Source organism: Streptomyces sp. NPDC023573 (assembly GCF_055559735.1).
This window is the reverse complement of sequence record NZ_JBVHKB010000002.1, coordinates 234,306-249,452: the sequence shown is the minus strand read 5'-3', so window position 1 is coordinate 249,452 and position 15,147 is coordinate 234,306. Positions and strand designations below refer to the sequence as shown.

13 protein-coding genes are annotated in these 15,147 nt (G+C 72.9%); 10 read left to right on the top strand and 3 right to left on the bottom strand.

The genetic code is table 11. The features are described 5' to 3' along the window. Positions 1–10 precede the first annotated feature (10 nt). The 3 genes from ACZ32T_RS07615 (at position 11) to ACZ32T_RS07605 (ending at position 2,640) form a co-directional block, all read left to right on the top strand. A complete protein-coding gene (locus ACZ32T_RS07615; RefSeq protein ID WP_467266472.1) occupies positions 11–601 on the top strand; it encodes a hypothetical protein in 591 nt (196 codons plus the stop codon). A 264-nt stretch (positions 602–865) separates the two neighbouring features. Then, a complete protein-coding gene (locus tag ACZ32T_RS07610) occupies positions 866–1,549 on the top strand; it encodes an RNA polymerase sigma factor (RefSeq protein ID WP_467266470.1) in 684 nt (227 codons plus the stop codon). Further along, a complete protein-coding gene (locus ACZ32T_RS07605; RefSeq protein WP_467365846.1) occupies positions 1,549–2,640 on the top strand; it encodes a hypothetical protein in 1,092 nt (363 codons plus the stop codon). The genes ACZ32T_RS07610 and ACZ32T_RS07605 overlap by 1 nt, the downstream gene beginning before the upstream one ends. A 201-nt stretch (positions 2,641–2,841) precedes the next feature. On the opposite strand, the gene ACZ32T_RS07600 is transcribed toward ACZ32T_RS07605, so the two are convergent. After that, the gene (locus tag ACZ32T_RS07600; protein ID WP_467365844.1) at positions 2,842–3,756 is read right to left on the bottom strand and encodes a L,D-transpeptidase family protein; all 915 of its coding nucleotides are present in this window, start codon (positions 3,754–3,756) and stop codon (positions 2,842–2,844) included. 258 nt (positions 3,757–4,014) lie between these two features. Here ACZ32T_RS07600 and ACZ32T_RS07595 point away from each other — a divergent pair, with 258 nt between their 5' ends. Both ACZ32T_RS07595 and leuE read left to right on the top strand, forming a co-directional pair. Beyond that, a complete protein-coding gene (locus ACZ32T_RS07595) occupies positions 4,015–5,595 on the top strand; it encodes an acyl-CoA mutase large subunit family protein (protein ID WP_467365842.1) in 1,581 nt (526 codons plus the stop codon). Between the two features lie 109 nt (positions 5,596–5,704). Continuing rightward, on the top strand, positions 5,705–6,364 hold the full coding sequence (leuE, locus tag ACZ32T_RS07590) for a leucine efflux protein LeuE (protein ID WP_467274504.1): 660 nt from the start codon (positions 5,705–5,707) through the stop codon (positions 6,362–6,364). 12 nt (positions 6,365–6,376) lie between these two features. On the opposite strand, the gene ACZ32T_RS07585 is transcribed toward leuE, so the two are convergent. Together ACZ32T_RS07585 and ACZ32T_RS07580 are read right to left on the bottom strand one after the other, a co-directional pair. Beyond that, a complete protein-coding gene (locus ACZ32T_RS07585; protein WP_467274503.1) occupies positions 6,377–6,835 on the bottom strand; it encodes a MarR family winged helix-turn-helix transcriptional regulator in 459 nt (152 codons plus the stop codon). An 18-nt stretch (positions 6,836–6,853) separates the two neighbouring features. Further along, positions 6,854–8,278: an FAD-dependent monooxygenase gene (locus tag ACZ32T_RS07580; RefSeq protein ID WP_467365841.1), complete on the bottom strand. Its 1,425-nt coding sequence runs from the start codon at positions 8,276–8,278 to the stop codon at positions 6,854–6,856. A gap of 38 nt (positions 8,279–8,316) precedes the next feature. Here ACZ32T_RS07580 and ACZ32T_RS07575 point away from each other — a divergent pair, with 38 nt between their 5' ends. The 5 genes from ACZ32T_RS07575 (at position 8,317) to ACZ32T_RS07555 (ending at position 15,098) form a co-directional block, all read left to right on the top strand. Beyond that, the gene (locus ACZ32T_RS07575; RefSeq protein WP_467365839.1) at positions 8,317–8,961 is read left to right on the top strand and encodes a TetR/AcrR family transcriptional regulator C-terminal domain-containing protein; all 645 of its coding nucleotides are present in this window, start codon (positions 8,317–8,319) and stop codon (positions 8,959–8,961) included. Between the two features lie 128 nt (positions 8,962–9,089). Continuing rightward, positions 9,090–10,055: a glycosyltransferase family 2 protein gene (locus tag ACZ32T_RS07570; RefSeq protein WP_467365837.1), complete on the top strand. Its 966-nt coding sequence runs from the start codon at positions 9,090–9,092 to the stop codon at positions 10,053–10,055. A 3-nt stretch (positions 10,056–10,058) separates the two neighbouring features. Beyond that, entirely contained in the window at positions 10,059–11,405 is a 1,347-nt protein-coding gene (locus ACZ32T_RS07565; RefSeq protein WP_467274494.1) for a polysialyltransferase family glycosyltransferase, read from the top strand. A 58-nt stretch (positions 11,406–11,463) separates the two neighbouring features. Beyond that, entirely contained in the window at positions 11,464–12,753 is a 1,290-nt protein-coding gene (locus ACZ32T_RS07560; RefSeq protein ID WP_467365835.1) for a hypothetical protein, read from the top strand. Then, entirely contained in the window at positions 12,750–15,098 is a 2,349-nt protein-coding gene (locus ACZ32T_RS07555) for a polysaccharide pyruvyl transferase family protein (protein WP_467365833.1), read from the top strand. The genes ACZ32T_RS07560 and ACZ32T_RS07555 overlap by 4 nt, the downstream gene beginning before the upstream one ends. Positions 15,099–15,147: the final 49 nt, after the last annotated feature.

Genomic DNA, 15,147 nt, shown 5'->3' with positions numbered 1-15,147 from the left:
GGAGGCGTCGATGACTCTGCTGGAGCTGATCGCTCGTGCCGACGAGCGGGGGCTGGCGGCGAGCGCGGTCGCCTGTCTGGACCGCTGTCTTCCGCCGCAGGAGGACGGGGAGGACCCGGAGCCGCTGCGCCCGCTCTGGGCCGGTTGCGAGAGCGGCGCGGAGTGGGCCGCCCGGCTCGACGCCGCGCACGCGGCACTGGAGGGCGGGCCGGGCCGGGACGCCGCGACCCGCGTCCGGGAGCTGCTGGCCGCCGCACCCCGGGACTTCGACGCCGGGCCGTTGCGCGCCTGGGCGGACGCCTGCTCGCTCCTCGCGCTGGACATCCACCGGGAGTGGGACTTCCCGGCCGGTGACGCCGCACGGACGGCCGAGGCCTGCCGGGCCGACGGCGCCGTGGGCGACGGCCCTCTCGTCGCGGGAGAACTCCGCAGGCAGACCGCGATCCTGGAGGGCCTCGCCGGGACCGCCGCGTCGCCGGGCGGCGCGACGGGACTGCGACGGGCCCTGGATCTGTCGACCGAGGGCCGGCGGGTGCTGCGCGCGGTGATGTCCCGCCGCGCTCGTGGCCGTGACAGGCCCGGCGGCGTGCCCCTGACGTGACGTCATGAGGGAGGGGACGACGACCGGGGCCGCCACCCCCCACAGGAGAGGCCCCGGCCGTCTTCCACGGGGCCGCAGAACGACCCCGTACTCATCTCAGCGCCACGGGTGCGTTTTCTGTCACACCGCCCTGAGTCAGGAGACAGTTGCGGGTTGTACAAGTCATGGACGGGGCGCCGTCCGACCACGTAGCGTGCTGAGTCGCGCAGCGTGGCGCAGTAGTGGTGACCAGCTACGATTCGGATCAGCAGGGCGGGTTGGGGAGTGCTGGGGGACGACGCGGAGCTGACCGCCGCGGTGCTCGCGGCACAGGACGGGGACGAGGACGCCTTCCGGACTGTGTACCGCGCCGTGCACCCGCGGCTGCTCGGTTACATACGGACGCTGGTCGGTGAACCGGACGCCGAGGACGTGGCGTCCGAGTCCTGGCTGCAGATAGCGCGCGACCTCGACCGCTTCAGCGGGGACGCCGACCGGTTCCGCGGCTGGGCGGCCCGGATAGCGCGCAACCGCTCGCTCGACCACATACGGATGCGCAGCAGGCGCCCCGCGATCGGCGGCGACGAGAGCGAACTGGCCGGTGAGGCCGCCGAGTCCGACACCGCGGGCGAGGCCCTGGAGTCGCTGGCCACCGGGCGCACCATGTCCCTCATCGCCCAGCTCCCCCAGGACCAGGCCGAGGCCGTCGTGCTCCGGGTGGTGATCGGCCTCGACGCGAAGAGCGCGGCGCTGACACTCGGCAAGCGCCCCGGCGCGGTGCGCACCGCCGCACACCGGGGTCTGAAACGGCTGGCGGAGCTCGTCCGCGCCGACAACGGCCCGGAGGGCGAGATTCCGGCGGCGGGAGCGGAGCTCGGCGCCGTACCCCCGCAACGCCCCGGCCGTCAGGGCGCGGTGGCGCCCGCCGGTGTGACGCATTCGCGTCCGTGGACGCAGAAGGACATGTGATGGCCGACGAGCAGCACGAGTGGCTTGACGCGGACGCGGCGGAGATGTTGCTCCGTGGCGAGCCCGTCGAGCCCGTCGGCGATCACGCGAAGACCGAGGCCCACCGGATGGAGGCGGCGCTGCGCGCGCTGCGGGCACCCGGCCCGGCCGGTGACGAACTGCCCGGTGAGGCCGCGGCATTGGCCGCCTTCCGTGAGGCGTCCCGGAGCGGGAAACGGGCCGCAGCGGCGAGCCCCACCGTAAGCGCGCGGCAGCCGGACGCCCTGCACACCGTACGGATCGGAGCCGCGCGCACCGCCCCGCTCCGGCGCCCGCGATGGACCCGCCCGCTGCGCTACGGCCTCGCCGTCTCGCTCGCCGGGTGCGCGCTCGGCGGCGTGGCGGTCGCCGGGGGCACGGGCATGCTGCCCGCACCGTTCGGCGGCACGGACTCGCCCCTCCCGGCCGCGTCCGTCTCGGTGTCCGCGTCTCCCGAGGAGCTGGGCGCCGAGGTGCCCGACGCAGGTGGACCGCCTTCGCCGCTGCCCTCCGGCACGCCCGGTGCGACCGGCTCTCCGTCGCCCCCCGACCCACCGGACGGCGGGGTGCCCGGCGGCGATCCGGACACCGGGCAGGACGGGGGTGGTGCGCCGGACCGCGAGGAGACCGGCCGGGACGGCGCGACCGGCGGCACCCAGGACGACACGGCCGTACCCGAGAAGCCCGGACGCTCCCCGGCCGAGGTGCTCAAGAAGTCGGTCAAGGCCTGCCGCGCCTACCGCGAGGACACCCTGAGCCAGGAGGACAGGTCCCGGCTCGTGAAACTGGCCGACGGGGAACGCAACCTGGACCGCTTCTGCGACCGCCTGCTCGGCACGGACGACCGTGACGGCGGGAGCGGTGAGGACGGCCAGGACGGCGACGGGAACAACGGCAAGGGCGACGGCACGGACGGCGAGAGCTCCCTGCCCGCGATCACCTTCCGTACGCCGCCCGAGGAGACCGCGCGGGACGGCGCGCGGCGGGCCGGCGCGCCGCAGGACGGCACCGGGCGGCCGACGGCTGAGCCCACCCCCAGCTCGTCGTCCGCGCCTCTGTCGGCAACGCGCTGACCTGCGAGGACAACTCGCCAGTAACACTCTCCGGCGGTCCGGCGCAGTAGTAAGTGCCGACTGGTCATCGGCCGCGCGACGAGCCGGGGTTCCCCCCGTACCTTCGGCTCAGCGCATCCGGCGCGGGCGGGACACGTTCCCCCGGTCCCGCCCGCGCCTCTCATCCGCTCGCACCGCCCACCGGGATCCGGGTGGGCCGGACTACCGGTGGACGACGACCTTGTCGCCGTTCTCCACCTGGGCGAAGAGCGACGCGATCTTCCCTTCGTCCCGCACGTTCACGCAGCCGTGCGAGGCGCCGTCGTAACCGCGTGCCGCGAAGTCGGACGAGTAGTGCACCGCCTGGCCGCCGCTGAAGAACATCGCGTACGGCATGGGCGAGTCGTAGAGCGTCGACACGTGGTGACGGGACTTCCAGTACACCGAGAAGGTGCCTTCACGGGTGGGTGTGTACTGCGAGCCGAACCGCACGTCCATCGTCGATACGACCCGGCCGTCGATCATCCAGGACAGCGTCCGGCTGTTCTTGCTGATGCACAGGACACGGCCCTTCATGCAGCGGGCGTCGGGCTTCGCGGCCGCCGGTGTGGAGGTGGCAGGCGGGTCGAGCTCCTTCGCCGTCGGCCGGCGCGTCATCGCGAGCAGCCGGTCCCAGGTCACCGTGTCGGTTCGCCCCGTACGGTCCAGGCCCCGCTTGCCCTGGAAGGACTGCACGGATGCGACGGTCACCGTGCCGTAGTAGCCGGTGGGGCTGCGGTCGAAGTGGCCGATCTGACGCAGCCGGGCCTGGAGCTCGCGTACGCGCTTGCTGCGGTCGCCGACGGACATGAGGGTGCTGGGCCCCGGAGTGGGGCGCGCGCTCGGTGTCCGGGAGGGCGTGGCGGAGGGGGCCGCCCGGTCGCCGCCCGGCTTGGCGTCGTCCGGTGGGGCCGAGGACGCGGGGGCTGAGGGGGCGTGGGCCGAGGGGGCCTCCACCGGGCCGGCGGTGGGCTCGGCCGCTCCCACCGTCTCGACCTTGCAGCCCGCCGTCAGCGTGGCCAGCGCGAGTAGGCCGACGGCTGCCGCGCCCGCCGTGCGCGCCCGCCGCGCGTATCCGTCCGTCCGTGTGCGCCTCATCCTCGGCCCCCCTGCTTCTCGCCCGTCACCGCCCCGGTCGCGCATGACCTTCGCGCGGCACGGATATCCCATGAGACGGATTCCCGTTCTGCCCGGTTGCCGAATCCTGTCCATGATGGGGACACGCGTCCAGTCCTCCGGGCGCGGGCTGTGAGCAAGGTCCCAGCAGAGAGGGGCCGCAAGGGCCCGGGCGCCGGGGCTAGAGTCCGTCGCGAGGTCGTTACCGGTAAGTAAGTAGCTTGAGCGGGAGGCACAGCAATGACGCGTGAGTCCGAGTCGGGACTGCCCATCGAGCCGGTCTACGGGCCGGAGGCGCTCGACGGCTGGCGGGCCGAGGAGAAGCTCGGCGACCCGGGCGCCTTCCCCTTCACGCGTGGTGTGTACCCGTCGATGTACACGGGCCGGCCGTGGACGATGCGGCAGTACGCGGGCTTCGGCACCGCCACCGAGTCCAACGCCCGCTACAAGCAGCTGATCGCCAACGGCACGACCGGGCTCTCCGTCGCGTTCGACCTGCCCACCCAGATGGGGCACGACTCGGACGCCCCCATCGCCGCCGGTGAGGTCGGGAAGGTCGGCGTGGCGATCGACTCGCTCGACGACATGCGTGTCCTGTTCGGCGGGATCCCGCTGGACGAGGTCTCCACCTCGATGACCATCAACGCACCGGCCGCGCTCCTCCTCCTGCTCTACCAACTGGTCGCGGAGGAGCAGGGCGTCCCGGCGGACCGGCTGACGGGCACCATCCAGAACGACGTGCTCAAGGAGTACATCGCCCGGGGCACGTACATCTTCCCGCCGAAGCCCTCGCTGCGGCTGATCGCCGACATCTTCAAGTACTGCCGGGCCGAGATCCCGAGGTGGAACACGATCTCCATCTCCGGCTACCACATGGCGGAGGCCGGTGCCTCGCCCGCGCAGGAGATCGCCTTCACCCTCGCGGACGGCATCGAGTACGTCCGCACCGCCGTCTCGGCCGGCATGGACGTGGACGACTTCGCGCCCCGGCTCTCCTTCTTCTTCGTCGCCCGTACGACGATCCTGGAGGAGGTCGCCAAATTCCGTGCCGCGCGCCGGATCTGGGCGAAGGTGATGCGGGAGGAGTTCGGCGCCAAGAACCCGAAGTCCCTGATGCTGCGCTTCCACACCCAGACCGCCGGGGTCCAGCTCACCGCCCAGCAGCCGGAGGTCAACCTGGTCCGGGTCGCCGTGCAGGGCCTGGGCGCGGTCCTCGGCGGCACGCAGTCGCTGCACACCAACTCCTTCGACGAGGCCATCGCCCTGCCGACGGACAAGTCGGCCCGCCTCGCGCTGCGCACCCAGCAGGTCCTGGCGTACGAGACGGACGTGACGGCGACGGTCGACCCCTTCGCCGGGTCGTACGTCGTCGAGAAGATGACCGACGACGTCGAGGCGGCGGCGCTGGAACTGATGCTCAAGGTCGAGGACATGGGCGGCGCGGTCGACGCCATCGAACGCGGCTTCCAGAAGGGGGAGATCGAGCGCAGCGCCTACCGCATCGCCCAGGAGACGGACAGCGGGGAGCGCGTCGTCGTCGGCGTCAACCGCTTCCGCCTCGACGAGGAGGAACCGTACGAGCCCCTCCGCGTCGACCCGGCGATCGAGGCCCAGCAGGCGGCCCGTCTGGCGAAGCTCCGCGCCGAACGCGACCAGGAAGTGGTGGACGCGGCGCTGAGGGAACTGAAGAAGGCCGCCGAAGGTACGGATAACGTGCTCCACCCGATGAAGGACGCGCTCAGGGCCCGGGCCACGGTGGGCGAGGTCTGCGACGCGCTGCGGGAGGTCTGGGGGGCGTACGTCCCCACGGACGCGTTCTGAGGGGCCGCCACGGCTGTGGCGCGGCAAGGGCTGGACGGCGACGAGGACCGACCGGCCGCATTCCGGACCGCCCTGCCGGGGTGTCGTACTCGCGTGCGACACTCCGTTCATGCTGGGCGTCACCGATCTTCCGACCTATCTCGCCGGCCTCGTGCTGATCATTCTGCTGCCGGGGCCGAACTCGCTGTACGTGCTCTCCGTCGCGGCCGGACGCGGGGTGCGCACCGGTTATGTGGCCGCCGCCGGGGTGTGGACCGGGGACACGATCCTGATGACGCTGGCCGCGCTGGGCGCCGCCTCGCTGCTGCAGACGACGCCCCTGCTCTTCGCGGTCGTCAAGTTCGCCGGCGCGGGCTATCTGACCTGGATGGCGATCGGGATGATGCGGACGGCCGTGTCGATGTGGCGCGAGCGGCACCAGCACATGGCCGAGCTGGCGGTGGAGGACGAGGCGCCCGCGAAGAACGCGGAGCATCCCTACCGGCGGGCGCTCGTGGTCAGTCTGCTCAATCCGAAGCTGATCCTCTTCCTCATCTCCTTCTTCGTGCAGTTCGTCGATCCGGGGTACGCCTACCCGGCGCTCTCCTTCCTGCTGCTGGGCACGCTGCTGCAGATCGGCAGCTTCCTCTACCTCTCCGCGCTCATATTCGGCGGCACCCGCCTGGCCGCCGCCTTCCGCCGCCGTAAGCGGCTGTCGGCGGGGGCCACGTCGGCGGCGGGTGTGCTGTTCCTCGGGTTCGCCGCGAAGCTGTCGTTCAGCAGCGTGTGAGCCCGTCCGGGCTCAGTGGTGCCACGCCTTGCCGCCCACGTTGTGGATCATGCGCTGGAGCACCTTGAGCGCGGCGACGAACTCCTCGTCGGGGATGCCCGCGTGGATCTCCGCGATGGCCCTGCCGACCCGTTCGGCCGCCTTGTCGCGCAGGGCGTGTCCCTCGGGGGTCAGCCGCAGGCGGGCCGTGGGGTCCTCGGTGACGAGGCCCTGGGTGATCAGGGTGTCGATCTCGGGTTCCAGGGAGCCGCCGGCGTTCAGGTAGCCGCTGAGCATCGCGACCACCTCCGCGCGCGGACGGCCCCGCTCGTCCGCGTCGGTGAGCTGGTTGAGGACCCACCAGGGGGGCTGGGTCAGGCCGTGTTCGGCCAGTGCGGCCCGGATGTGGGTCACGGTCGCGTCGTGGGCCGCCCAGCTCCAGTAGCCGATGGGCTGCCGTGCCAGTCCGGCGTCGTCATGTGAGTAGTCCATGTCCTGGACCGTAGGACCTCAAGCAAAGTTGAGGTCAAGGCCCAGTGGTCCGGCGTACTCCGCGAGCCCTGTGGTGTCCTCGCCCGCCCAGCCGACGTAGCCGTCGGGCCGGACCAGGAACAGGCCCTTGCCGTAGGCCCCGGGCGTTTCCGTGCGGAAGGTCACCAGCGGCTCGCCGTCGTGCGCGGGCAGTGCGGCGTCCGTGGCGACGGCGAGCAGGGTGAAGTGCGGGCCCCGGAAGACGTCGAAGAGCCGCCTGCCCTCGCCGGCCGGCCCGTCCGGCGCCCGGTCACCGGCCTCCAGGGTTCCCGCCCGGCCGGATGCCAGCGGACCCTCGCGGTAGCCGAGTCCCAGCTGCTGGGCCGCTGAACCCCGTTCCTGCTGGCCCCGGTGGATGCGGGTCGAGAGGCCCAGCATCTCGGCGGCGACCGGGCGGCGTTCCTGCTCGTAGGTCTCCAGCAGGGCGGCGGGCGCACCGTGCCGCAGCACCTGGCCGAGCTTCCAGCCCAGGTTGTACGCGTCCTGGACGCTGGTGTTCAGTCCCTGGCCGCCGGCCGGGGAGTGGACGTGCGCGGCGTCGCCCGCGAGGAAGACCCGGCCGTCACGGAAGCGCCCGGCGAGCGCGGCGCGCGGCCGGAAGTCCGACGACCAGCGCACCTCGGTGACGTCGTCCGCCTTTAGATGGGTGCGGGCGGCGACGAGGGCCCGTACGCCCTCCGGGGTGGTGTCGGGCGCCCCTTCCTTGAACTGGGCGACCAGCTGGAAGTCCGGTGTGCCGGGCAGCGGGCAGAGCGTGAGCGGGCCCGCCTCGCCCAGGAAGATGTGCCAGTTGTTCCTGTCGAGGGCCGCCTCCGTGATCCGTACGTCCGCCACCAGGCTGGGCGACGGGTCGACGGTCTCGCCCTCCATCGGGATGGAGAGCAGACGCCGGACCGTGGAGCGTCCGCCGTCCGCCGCGACCAGGTAGGAGGCGCGCACCTCGCCGGTGGTGAGCCGTGCCGTGACTCCGTCGGCGTCCTGCGACAGATCCGTGAGCGCGGCCGAGAAGAGGACGTCGCCGCCCAGCTCGCGCAGGCGGCCGATCAGGATCTCCTGGGTGCGCCACTGCGGCATCCCCCAGGGCTCCCCGTACGGCTCCGCCTCGGTGGGCGCGGCGCGGCGGAACATGTCGTACTCGCCCTGACGCTCGCCGTCCTTCCAGGTCATTCCGACAGGCGCGGGGCCGCCGTGCTCCAGCACCGCGCCGCCCACTCCGAGGTCGTCGAGGACCTCCAGGGTGCGCGGCTGGATGCCCTTGCCTCGCGAGCCCGGGAAGAGCGTGGGGGCCTGTTCGACGACGAGGGCGCGCACTCCACGGCGCGCGAGGTCGCATGCCAGGGCGAGGCCACAGGGCCCCGCGCCGACGACCAGGACCCCGGTTTCCTTAACGCTGTTAAGTTCCATGATTGGGAGTGTGTGCTTAACGCTGTTAAATTGTCAAGGTGGGTACGACGAAGATCGACCGGGCGCGCGTCGCGGACACCGCCCTGGAACTGCTGAACGAGGTGGGCCTCGACGGCCTGACCCTGCGCGCCATCGCCAGGGAGCTGGACGTCAAGGCGCCCGCGCTCTACTGGCACTTCAAGGACAAGCAGGCGCTGCTCGACGAGATGGCCACGGTGATGTACCGCCGGATGCTGGCTCAGGAACTGCCCGGGCCCGCGCCCCGCACCTGGCAGCAGCAGATGGTCGCCCACCAGAGCGCGCTGCGCGACGCGCTGCTGCGCTACCGCGACGGCGCCAAGGTATACAGCGGGGCCCGGTTCACCGCGAGCGACTACGCCGACGGCATGGAGGACCACCTGCGCACCATGGTCGACGCCGGGTTCGAGCTGTGGCAGGCCGCGCGCGCCACCGTGACCGTGACCGCGTACACGATGGGCTTCGTCACCGAGGAGCAGGGCGTCCAGCCCATGCGGGACGAGCGTCGCGAGGGCTACGACATCGAGGAGCGGGCCGGACGTCTGGAGCGCTATCCGCTCGCGGCGGCGGCCGGGGCCGAGATCTTCGCCAACTACGACGAACGCTTCGAGGACGGCCTGTGGATCGTCGTCGCCGGCATCGAGGCGCGGTACGGCGTGAGGTAGGGCCCGGACGACCCGGTCCGGGTCACTTCGGCGACGCCCAGAGTTCACCGTTCGTCGGGCCGTGCGACACCCGCCCCTTCATCCGCGTCACTAGCGTGTGCGGACCATGATCGAAGGTGAGGGCCCGCGTGCCGAAGCTGTCCGTTGTCGTTCCGTTCCACAATGTCGGTGCCTACGCCGACACGACGCTGGGCAGTCTTGCCCGTAACGCGGGCCCGGACATCGAGTTCCTGCTGGTCGACGACTGCTCCACGGACGAGACGCCGGCCGTCGTCGACCGCTGGGCCGACAGACTCCCGCACGCGGAGGTCATCCGGCACGAGGAGAACGTGGGCATCGCGGCGGCCCGCAACAGCGGCATCGACGCGGCCCGGGGCGACTTCGTCACCTTCCTCGACGGCGACGACTGGTACGCCCCCGGCCACCTGGGCCGGCTGCTGCACGCCGCCGCCGAGCTGGACTGCGACTTCGCCCGCACCGACCACGTCCAGGCCACCGGGACCAGCCGCGTCGTGAAGCGGGCGCCCGCCCGGCTCCGTGACACCGTGCTGGATCCGCGCGAGGGCATCGCGGCCCCCGAATGGGAGACCATGGTCGACTACCCCTTCGTCTGGGCGGGCGTCTACCACCGGCGGCTCTTCGAGGACGGCGGCCACCGCTTCACCACCCGGCTGCGCACCGCGGAGGACCGGCTGTGGATCTGGCAGCTGCACCTGCGGGCCCGCACCTACGCCGCGCTCAACCTGTACGGCGTCTTCTACCGGCGCGGTGTCACCACGTCCCTGACGCAGATCAAGGACTCCCGCCAGCTGGACTTCTTCCCCGCCTACGACACGCTGATCGACGAGATACTCCAGGACCCCGACGCGGAGATCCTCCTTCCCAAGGCGGTCCGCACCTACTGCGCGATGATCGCCTTCCACAACGAGAAGGCGGACGCCTACGAACCCGCGACGTTCCGGCGTCTGCGCCACGAGTCGGCAGCCGCCCTGCACCGCATGCCGCAGCAGGTGCTCGACCACACCCTGACGATGATGGACACCAGGCGCAGCACCCTGCTCAACCGCCTGCGTGACAAGCAGAAGGCCGCCTGACCCATGCCCACGCGCACCCAGATCTTCCAGGTGTCGACCCTCTACGGGGCGGCCACACTCGCGGCGGCGCTGGACGCCGGACAGTTCGGACCCGGGCAGGACAGCCACCGCGTCCTGCTCGTGACCAACAACGCCGCGATCCCCGAGACCGCCCTCCGGCTGGAGGAGATGCGGGGCTACGGGGACATCGCCGCCCGCTTCGACTCCGTCGTCGACTGGAACGAGGCCATCAGCCCGCACCACCCGAGCGGCTGGGGGCCGCGCGCCGAGGAGACCGAGCTCTGGCAGCGCGCCTTCCGCCTCGCCTGGGGCATCGACCCCGAGGCCCCCGTCGACCTCGCCGTCGAGTCCATCCAGGTCAACCCGGCCCGCGCGCTGGCCGCGATCTTCTCCGAGAGCGCCGTGCACGTCTACGCGGACGGGCTGATGAGCTACGGCCCGACCCGCAACAAGGTGCCGCGGTCCATCGCCTGCCGCGTCCAGCGAGTGCTCCACCTGGATCTCGTACCGGGACTGCGACCGCTCCTCCTCGCCGAATCCGGTGTCGAACCCGAGCTCGTCCCGGACGACGCCTTCCGCAAGGTCCTCGGCGAGATCGCCGGCGCGGCGGACGGCGACCGCAGGCTCGCGGAGGCCGAGGCCGAGGCGCCCACGGCCGTGCTCCTCGGTCAGTACCTCGCGGCGCTGAACATCCTCACGGCCGAGGAGGAGGAGGACCTGCACCTGCGCATGCTGCGCGGCGCGGCGCGGGCCGGCCACACCTCCGTCCTCTTCAAGCCCCACCCCACCGCACCGGCCCGCTATTCCAGGGCCCTGGACGACGCGGCCACCGCACTGGGGATACGGCTGACCACCCTCGACAGCCCGCTGCTCGCGGAGACCCTCTACGAGCGGTGCGCGCCCACGCTCGTCGTCGGCTGCTTCTCGACCGCGATGTTCACCGCCGCCGCCTACTACGGCATCCCCGTCGCCCGTGTCGGCACCCGCCTCGTCCTGGACCGCATCACCCCGTACGAGAACAGCAACCGCATCCCGCTGACGATCGTCGACCACCTCGTGCCCGACCTGGACGAGATGGCCGGCGAGCCCGTGCCCGGACTCCCCTCCACAGCACCGAAAACCCTCGCGCCGCTGGTCAGGACCGTCGGCTACTGCATGCAGTCCGGGCTCCACCCCACGCTGCGCGCCGAGGCCGAGGCCTGGCTGCGGGACCACCTCGGCACGGGCACGCAGCACTACTTCAAACGGCGCCGCCTGCAGAAGCTCACGCTGCCCGGCGGCGGCCCGCGAGGAGCGGCGATCCGGTTGCGCCGCACCGTGCGGCGCACCCGCACCAGCCTGGGCCTCTGACCCCGGAACCGGGGCGCGCGCCCCGGCCGGCCACTGATGACAGAACGGCGGAACGAGCATGGGCCAGACCTTCACGGGGCTGCTCAAGGCAGTGCGGGCGAGAACCGGCCAGGGGTCAACGACGCGGCCCGCCCCCACGGCCGCACTGCGCCTGTGCGGCGACTACCTCACGGGGCTCACCGCGGGCGGTCCCACGGGCGACGCCCCGCAGACCCGGCTCCTCGCCGCCATCGGCGGCCTCACCACGGCCTGCGGAAGCGACGGGGACGACCTCTTCGACGCCCTGCTCCGCACCGGGCAGCGAGCCCTGGAGGCCGGCGGGGAGAAGGAGACGCACCTCGCCCTGGACATCGCCGTCGAGGCCACCACGCTGCGCGCCAGGTCCAAGGGCGCGTGGCGGCTGCGTGGAAGCGCCCTGGACGCGCTGGGCCGCCGGGACGAGGCGGAGCAGGCGTACGGGGAACACCTGGCGCTTCAGCGGAACCCGGCGGCGGCCGACGACATCGTGCGCCGTGTCGCCACGCTCCAGGACCTCCGCGCCTGCCTGGACGAGGCCGCCGTGCTGCTCCCCGGCGAGGACGGCGCGGCCCTGCGGGCGCTGCACAACGCCCCCGCCGGACAGGCCCGTACGGTCTTCGCCGAGCTCGTGCGCCGGCACACCGCCGAGCGCGGCGGCACGGCCGACCCGGCCGTCCGCCGCCTCACCGCGCGGTACGCCGCCTACCGCCGGCTCCTGGACCGGGACCGGATGGCCGACCCGCTGCTCGGCGGCGCGGAACCCGCCGGGGCCGGCGCCCTGCGCCGCACGATCGACGGCCGCTCCGTCTGCCTGGTCGCCGGCACGGCCCGGATCGCCGACGAGGAACGGGACCCCGGCAGCGCGCTCGCCAAGCTGATCGACGGTTACGACCTGGTGGTGCGCTGCGACACCCTCCCGCCCGCCGCCCCGCGCACCGACCTGCACGCGGTCACCCTGCGGGGCGACGCCCCGTGGACCGGTCCCGCCTGGGACCGCCCGGCGGGCACTCGGCTGGTCTTCGGCGACCCGCTGTCACAGTGGCGCCGCTCGCTGCGCGCCCGCCTGGTCGCCGGCGCGCAGGACCGGATCGGGGACGCCTCGCTGCGGCGTCCCCTGGACGATCCGGCGCTGCTCGGCGAGGACGGCTGGGGGGCCCGGACCACCACCGCGTTCACCGTGCTCAGGCTCCTGGACTTCCTGGACGCGGCCGACCGCCTGGACCTCATCGGCTTCGGGCTGCCGGGGCAGCTCCTGCCGCGCGAGCGGGAGTGGGTCGCCGCCCGGGCCACACACCAGGACGAGACCGAGATGAGGACCGAGCTGCGATGAACAGCCCCGCCGAGCCCACCGAGGACAGACGGCCCGCCCCGGCCCTGCCCCTGCCCGAGGCCGACGACCGGAGCGCCGTCACCGGGAAGCGGAGGATCGCCTTCGCCGCCTACGCCGACGAGGAGCGGATGCCCGGCCTCCTGGTGCTGCTGCGCAGCCTCGCGCTGGCGGACCCGGCGGTCTGCGAGGACTTCCTCCTCCTGCACCCCGGACTGCCCGACTCCGCGCTCGCCGCCGCCCGCAGGCTGCACCCGCGCCTCGTCCCCCGTATCGCGGAGAGCCGCCTCGACGCCTTCAGGGCGACCGGTTACGACACCGTCATCGCGCTCGGCCCCGGCATGGTCGTCCTCGGCTCCCTCCGCCCGCTGCTGGCCCGGCGCACCGGAGTGGCCGCCGTGCCGCAGCCCGCCCCCGGCGGCGGACGGACCGTGCGGGACGAGGGGCTGCTGGTCATCCAGCGCCAGGACGTGACGGACGACCTGCTCGACACCCTCGCCCGAGGCGGCGAGGACGTGGTGCACCGCGCGCTGACGCAGGCGGGAGTCCTCGAACCGCTCGGCACCCCCTACGACTTCCCGGCCGGACAGCTGTACGACGGCATCCCCGTGCCGGGGAGCACCGTCGTCCTGCACCTCGGCGAGGACCCCGTCCCCGGCACACCGGCACACGAGGCGCGCGCACGATTCGAGCTGGACGACGCGGCATTCCGCGCCGCCTACTGCGCCCTCCCGGGCACCACCCACCCCGAAATGCTTCTGCACTGCGCCCTGCCGTTCCCCGAGGAGGGGCGTGCGCCGGTGGACCTGGTCCGCCGGGTCGCGGAGGTGCACCGGCAGCAGGGCCGGTACGACGAGGCCGTCGCCCTGCTGACCGCCGCCGTCGCGGACCGGCCGGACCTGCCGCGCTGCCAGGAGACGCTGGGCATCAGCCTCATGGCCCTGTCCCGCTACGAGGAGGCCGAGGCCCATCTCCTCCTGGCCACCGTGTCACCGGACTTCGCCGCCCGCGCCTACGGCCAGCTCGCCCGGCTCGCCTGGCTGCTGGGCAGGACCGAGGACGCGGCCGCGTACGCGCGGGAGGGCCTCGACGCCGACCCCACCGACGGCAACTGCCACGCCTGGCACGTCCGTACGCGCACCGCCGCGGCCCCCGCCGAGGGCCCCGCGGCCGAACAGCTCGCCCATGTCGCCCTGTTCGCCGACGGCCAGGAGAACGCGGGTGACAAGGTGCTCCCCGAAGCGGTGCGCATGTGTTTCGGCCCGGACACCGGGCCCGCCCGCTGGCACGAGCGGTCCGTGCACCGGCTGGTCGACGAGCCCGCCCTGGACGAGCTCAACGCCCGGCGCGGCATCGTCGTCGGCGGCGGCGGGCTCTTCCTCCCGGACACCGCGCCCAACAGCAACAGCGGCTGGCAGTGGAACATCCCCGACGACGTCCTGGCCCGGATCACCGCGCCGCTCGCCGTCTTCGCGGTCGGCTACAACGTCTTCGACGGCCAGCGCTACCGCAGGGAGCGCTTCGCGGAGAGCCTGCGCGCCCTCGTCGGGAAGTCGGCCTTCTTCGGCCTGCGGAACCACGGTTCGGTGGACCGGGTCAGGGAACTCCTGCCCGAGGAGCTACGGGACCGGGTCCGCTACCAGCCGTGTCCCACGACCGTGGCCCGCCACCTCGGCCCCGGCCTGGACGACGGCGTGAGCCGGGACGACACCGTGCTGGTCAACTGCGCCTACGACCGCGCCGGCCTGCGCTTCGGCCATGACTACGGCCACTTCCTGGCCGAGACGGCCGCCGCCGTGCGCGCCATCGGTGAGCGCGCCGAGGTCCGTTACGCGGCCCACATGCCGGCCGACGAGAAGTTCGTCCACGACCTGCGCAGGGAACACGGCATCGCCCTCCCGGTGGAGCCGCTGTACCTGTTCTCCAACGACCGCATCCGCGAGCTCTACCGGCGTACGCGCCTGGTCATCGGCATGCGCGGGCACGCGGGCATGATCCCGTTCGGCTGCGGCACGCCGGTCATCAGCCTGGTCTCGCACCCCAAGCTCGCCTACTTCCTCGCCGACATCGACCGCCCCGACTGGGGGGTCTCCGTCCACGACCGTGCGCTGGGCGCCCGCCTCGCCGAGCGTGCGGCGGCCGTGCTCGACGACCACGGTGCCGCCGTGGCCGACGTACACGGCAGGCAGGAGCACCTGTGGTCGGTCACCCGCGCCAACCTCGCCGAGCTGCGGGAGGTCTTCGGCCTGTCCGATCCGTTCCCCGGACCCCCGCTCCCGCGTCTCCCGGGACCTCGCACCGCCGAGCCGGCACGGGGCCTTCACCTGCCGGACACCCGGACGAAGTGACTGTTCACCTGACCGGAGTTCACCCGGGACCCGCCCGTTCATAGCCTTC

Bases quoted from the DNA above. Each gene is read 5' to 3' on its own strand.
- leuE (WP_467274504.1), top strand. From the start codon at position 5,705: ATGCTGGGCGTCACCGATCTTCCGACCTATCTCGCCGGCCTCGTGCTG.
- ACZ32T_RS07600 (WP_467365844.1), bottom strand. From the start codon at position 3,756: ATGAGGCGCACACGGACGGACGGATACGCGCGGCGGGCGCGCACGGCG.
- ACZ32T_RS07605 (WP_467365846.1), top strand. From the start codon at position 1,549: ATGGCCGACGAGCAGCACGAGTGGCTTGACGCGGACGCGGCGGAGATG.
- ACZ32T_RS07555 (WP_467365833.1), top strand. From the start codon at position 12,750: ATGAACAGCCCCGCCGAGCCCACCGAGGACAGACGGCCCGCCCCGGCC.
- ACZ32T_RS07615 (WP_467266472.1), top strand. From the start codon at position 11: ATGACTCTGCTGGAGCTGATCGCTCGTGCCGACGAGCGGGGGCTGGCG.
- ACZ32T_RS07560 (WP_467365835.1), top strand. From the start codon at position 11,464: ATGGGCCAGACCTTCACGGGGCTGCTCAAGGCAGTGCGGGCGAGAACC.
- ACZ32T_RS07565 (WP_467274494.1), top strand. From the start codon at position 10,059: ATGCCCACGCGCACCCAGATCTTCCAGGTGTCGACCCTCTACGGGGCG.
- ACZ32T_RS07595 (WP_467365842.1), top strand. From the start codon at position 4,015: ATGACGCGTGAGTCCGAGTCGGGACTGCCCATCGAGCCGGTCTACGGG.
- ACZ32T_RS07585 (WP_467274503.1), bottom strand. From the start codon at position 6,835: ATGGACTACTCACATGACGACGCCGGACTGGCACGGCAGCCCATCGGC.
- ACZ32T_RS07580 (WP_467365841.1), bottom strand. From the start codon at position 8,278: ATGGAACTTAACAGCGTTAAGGAAACCGGGGTCCTGGTCGTCGGCGCG.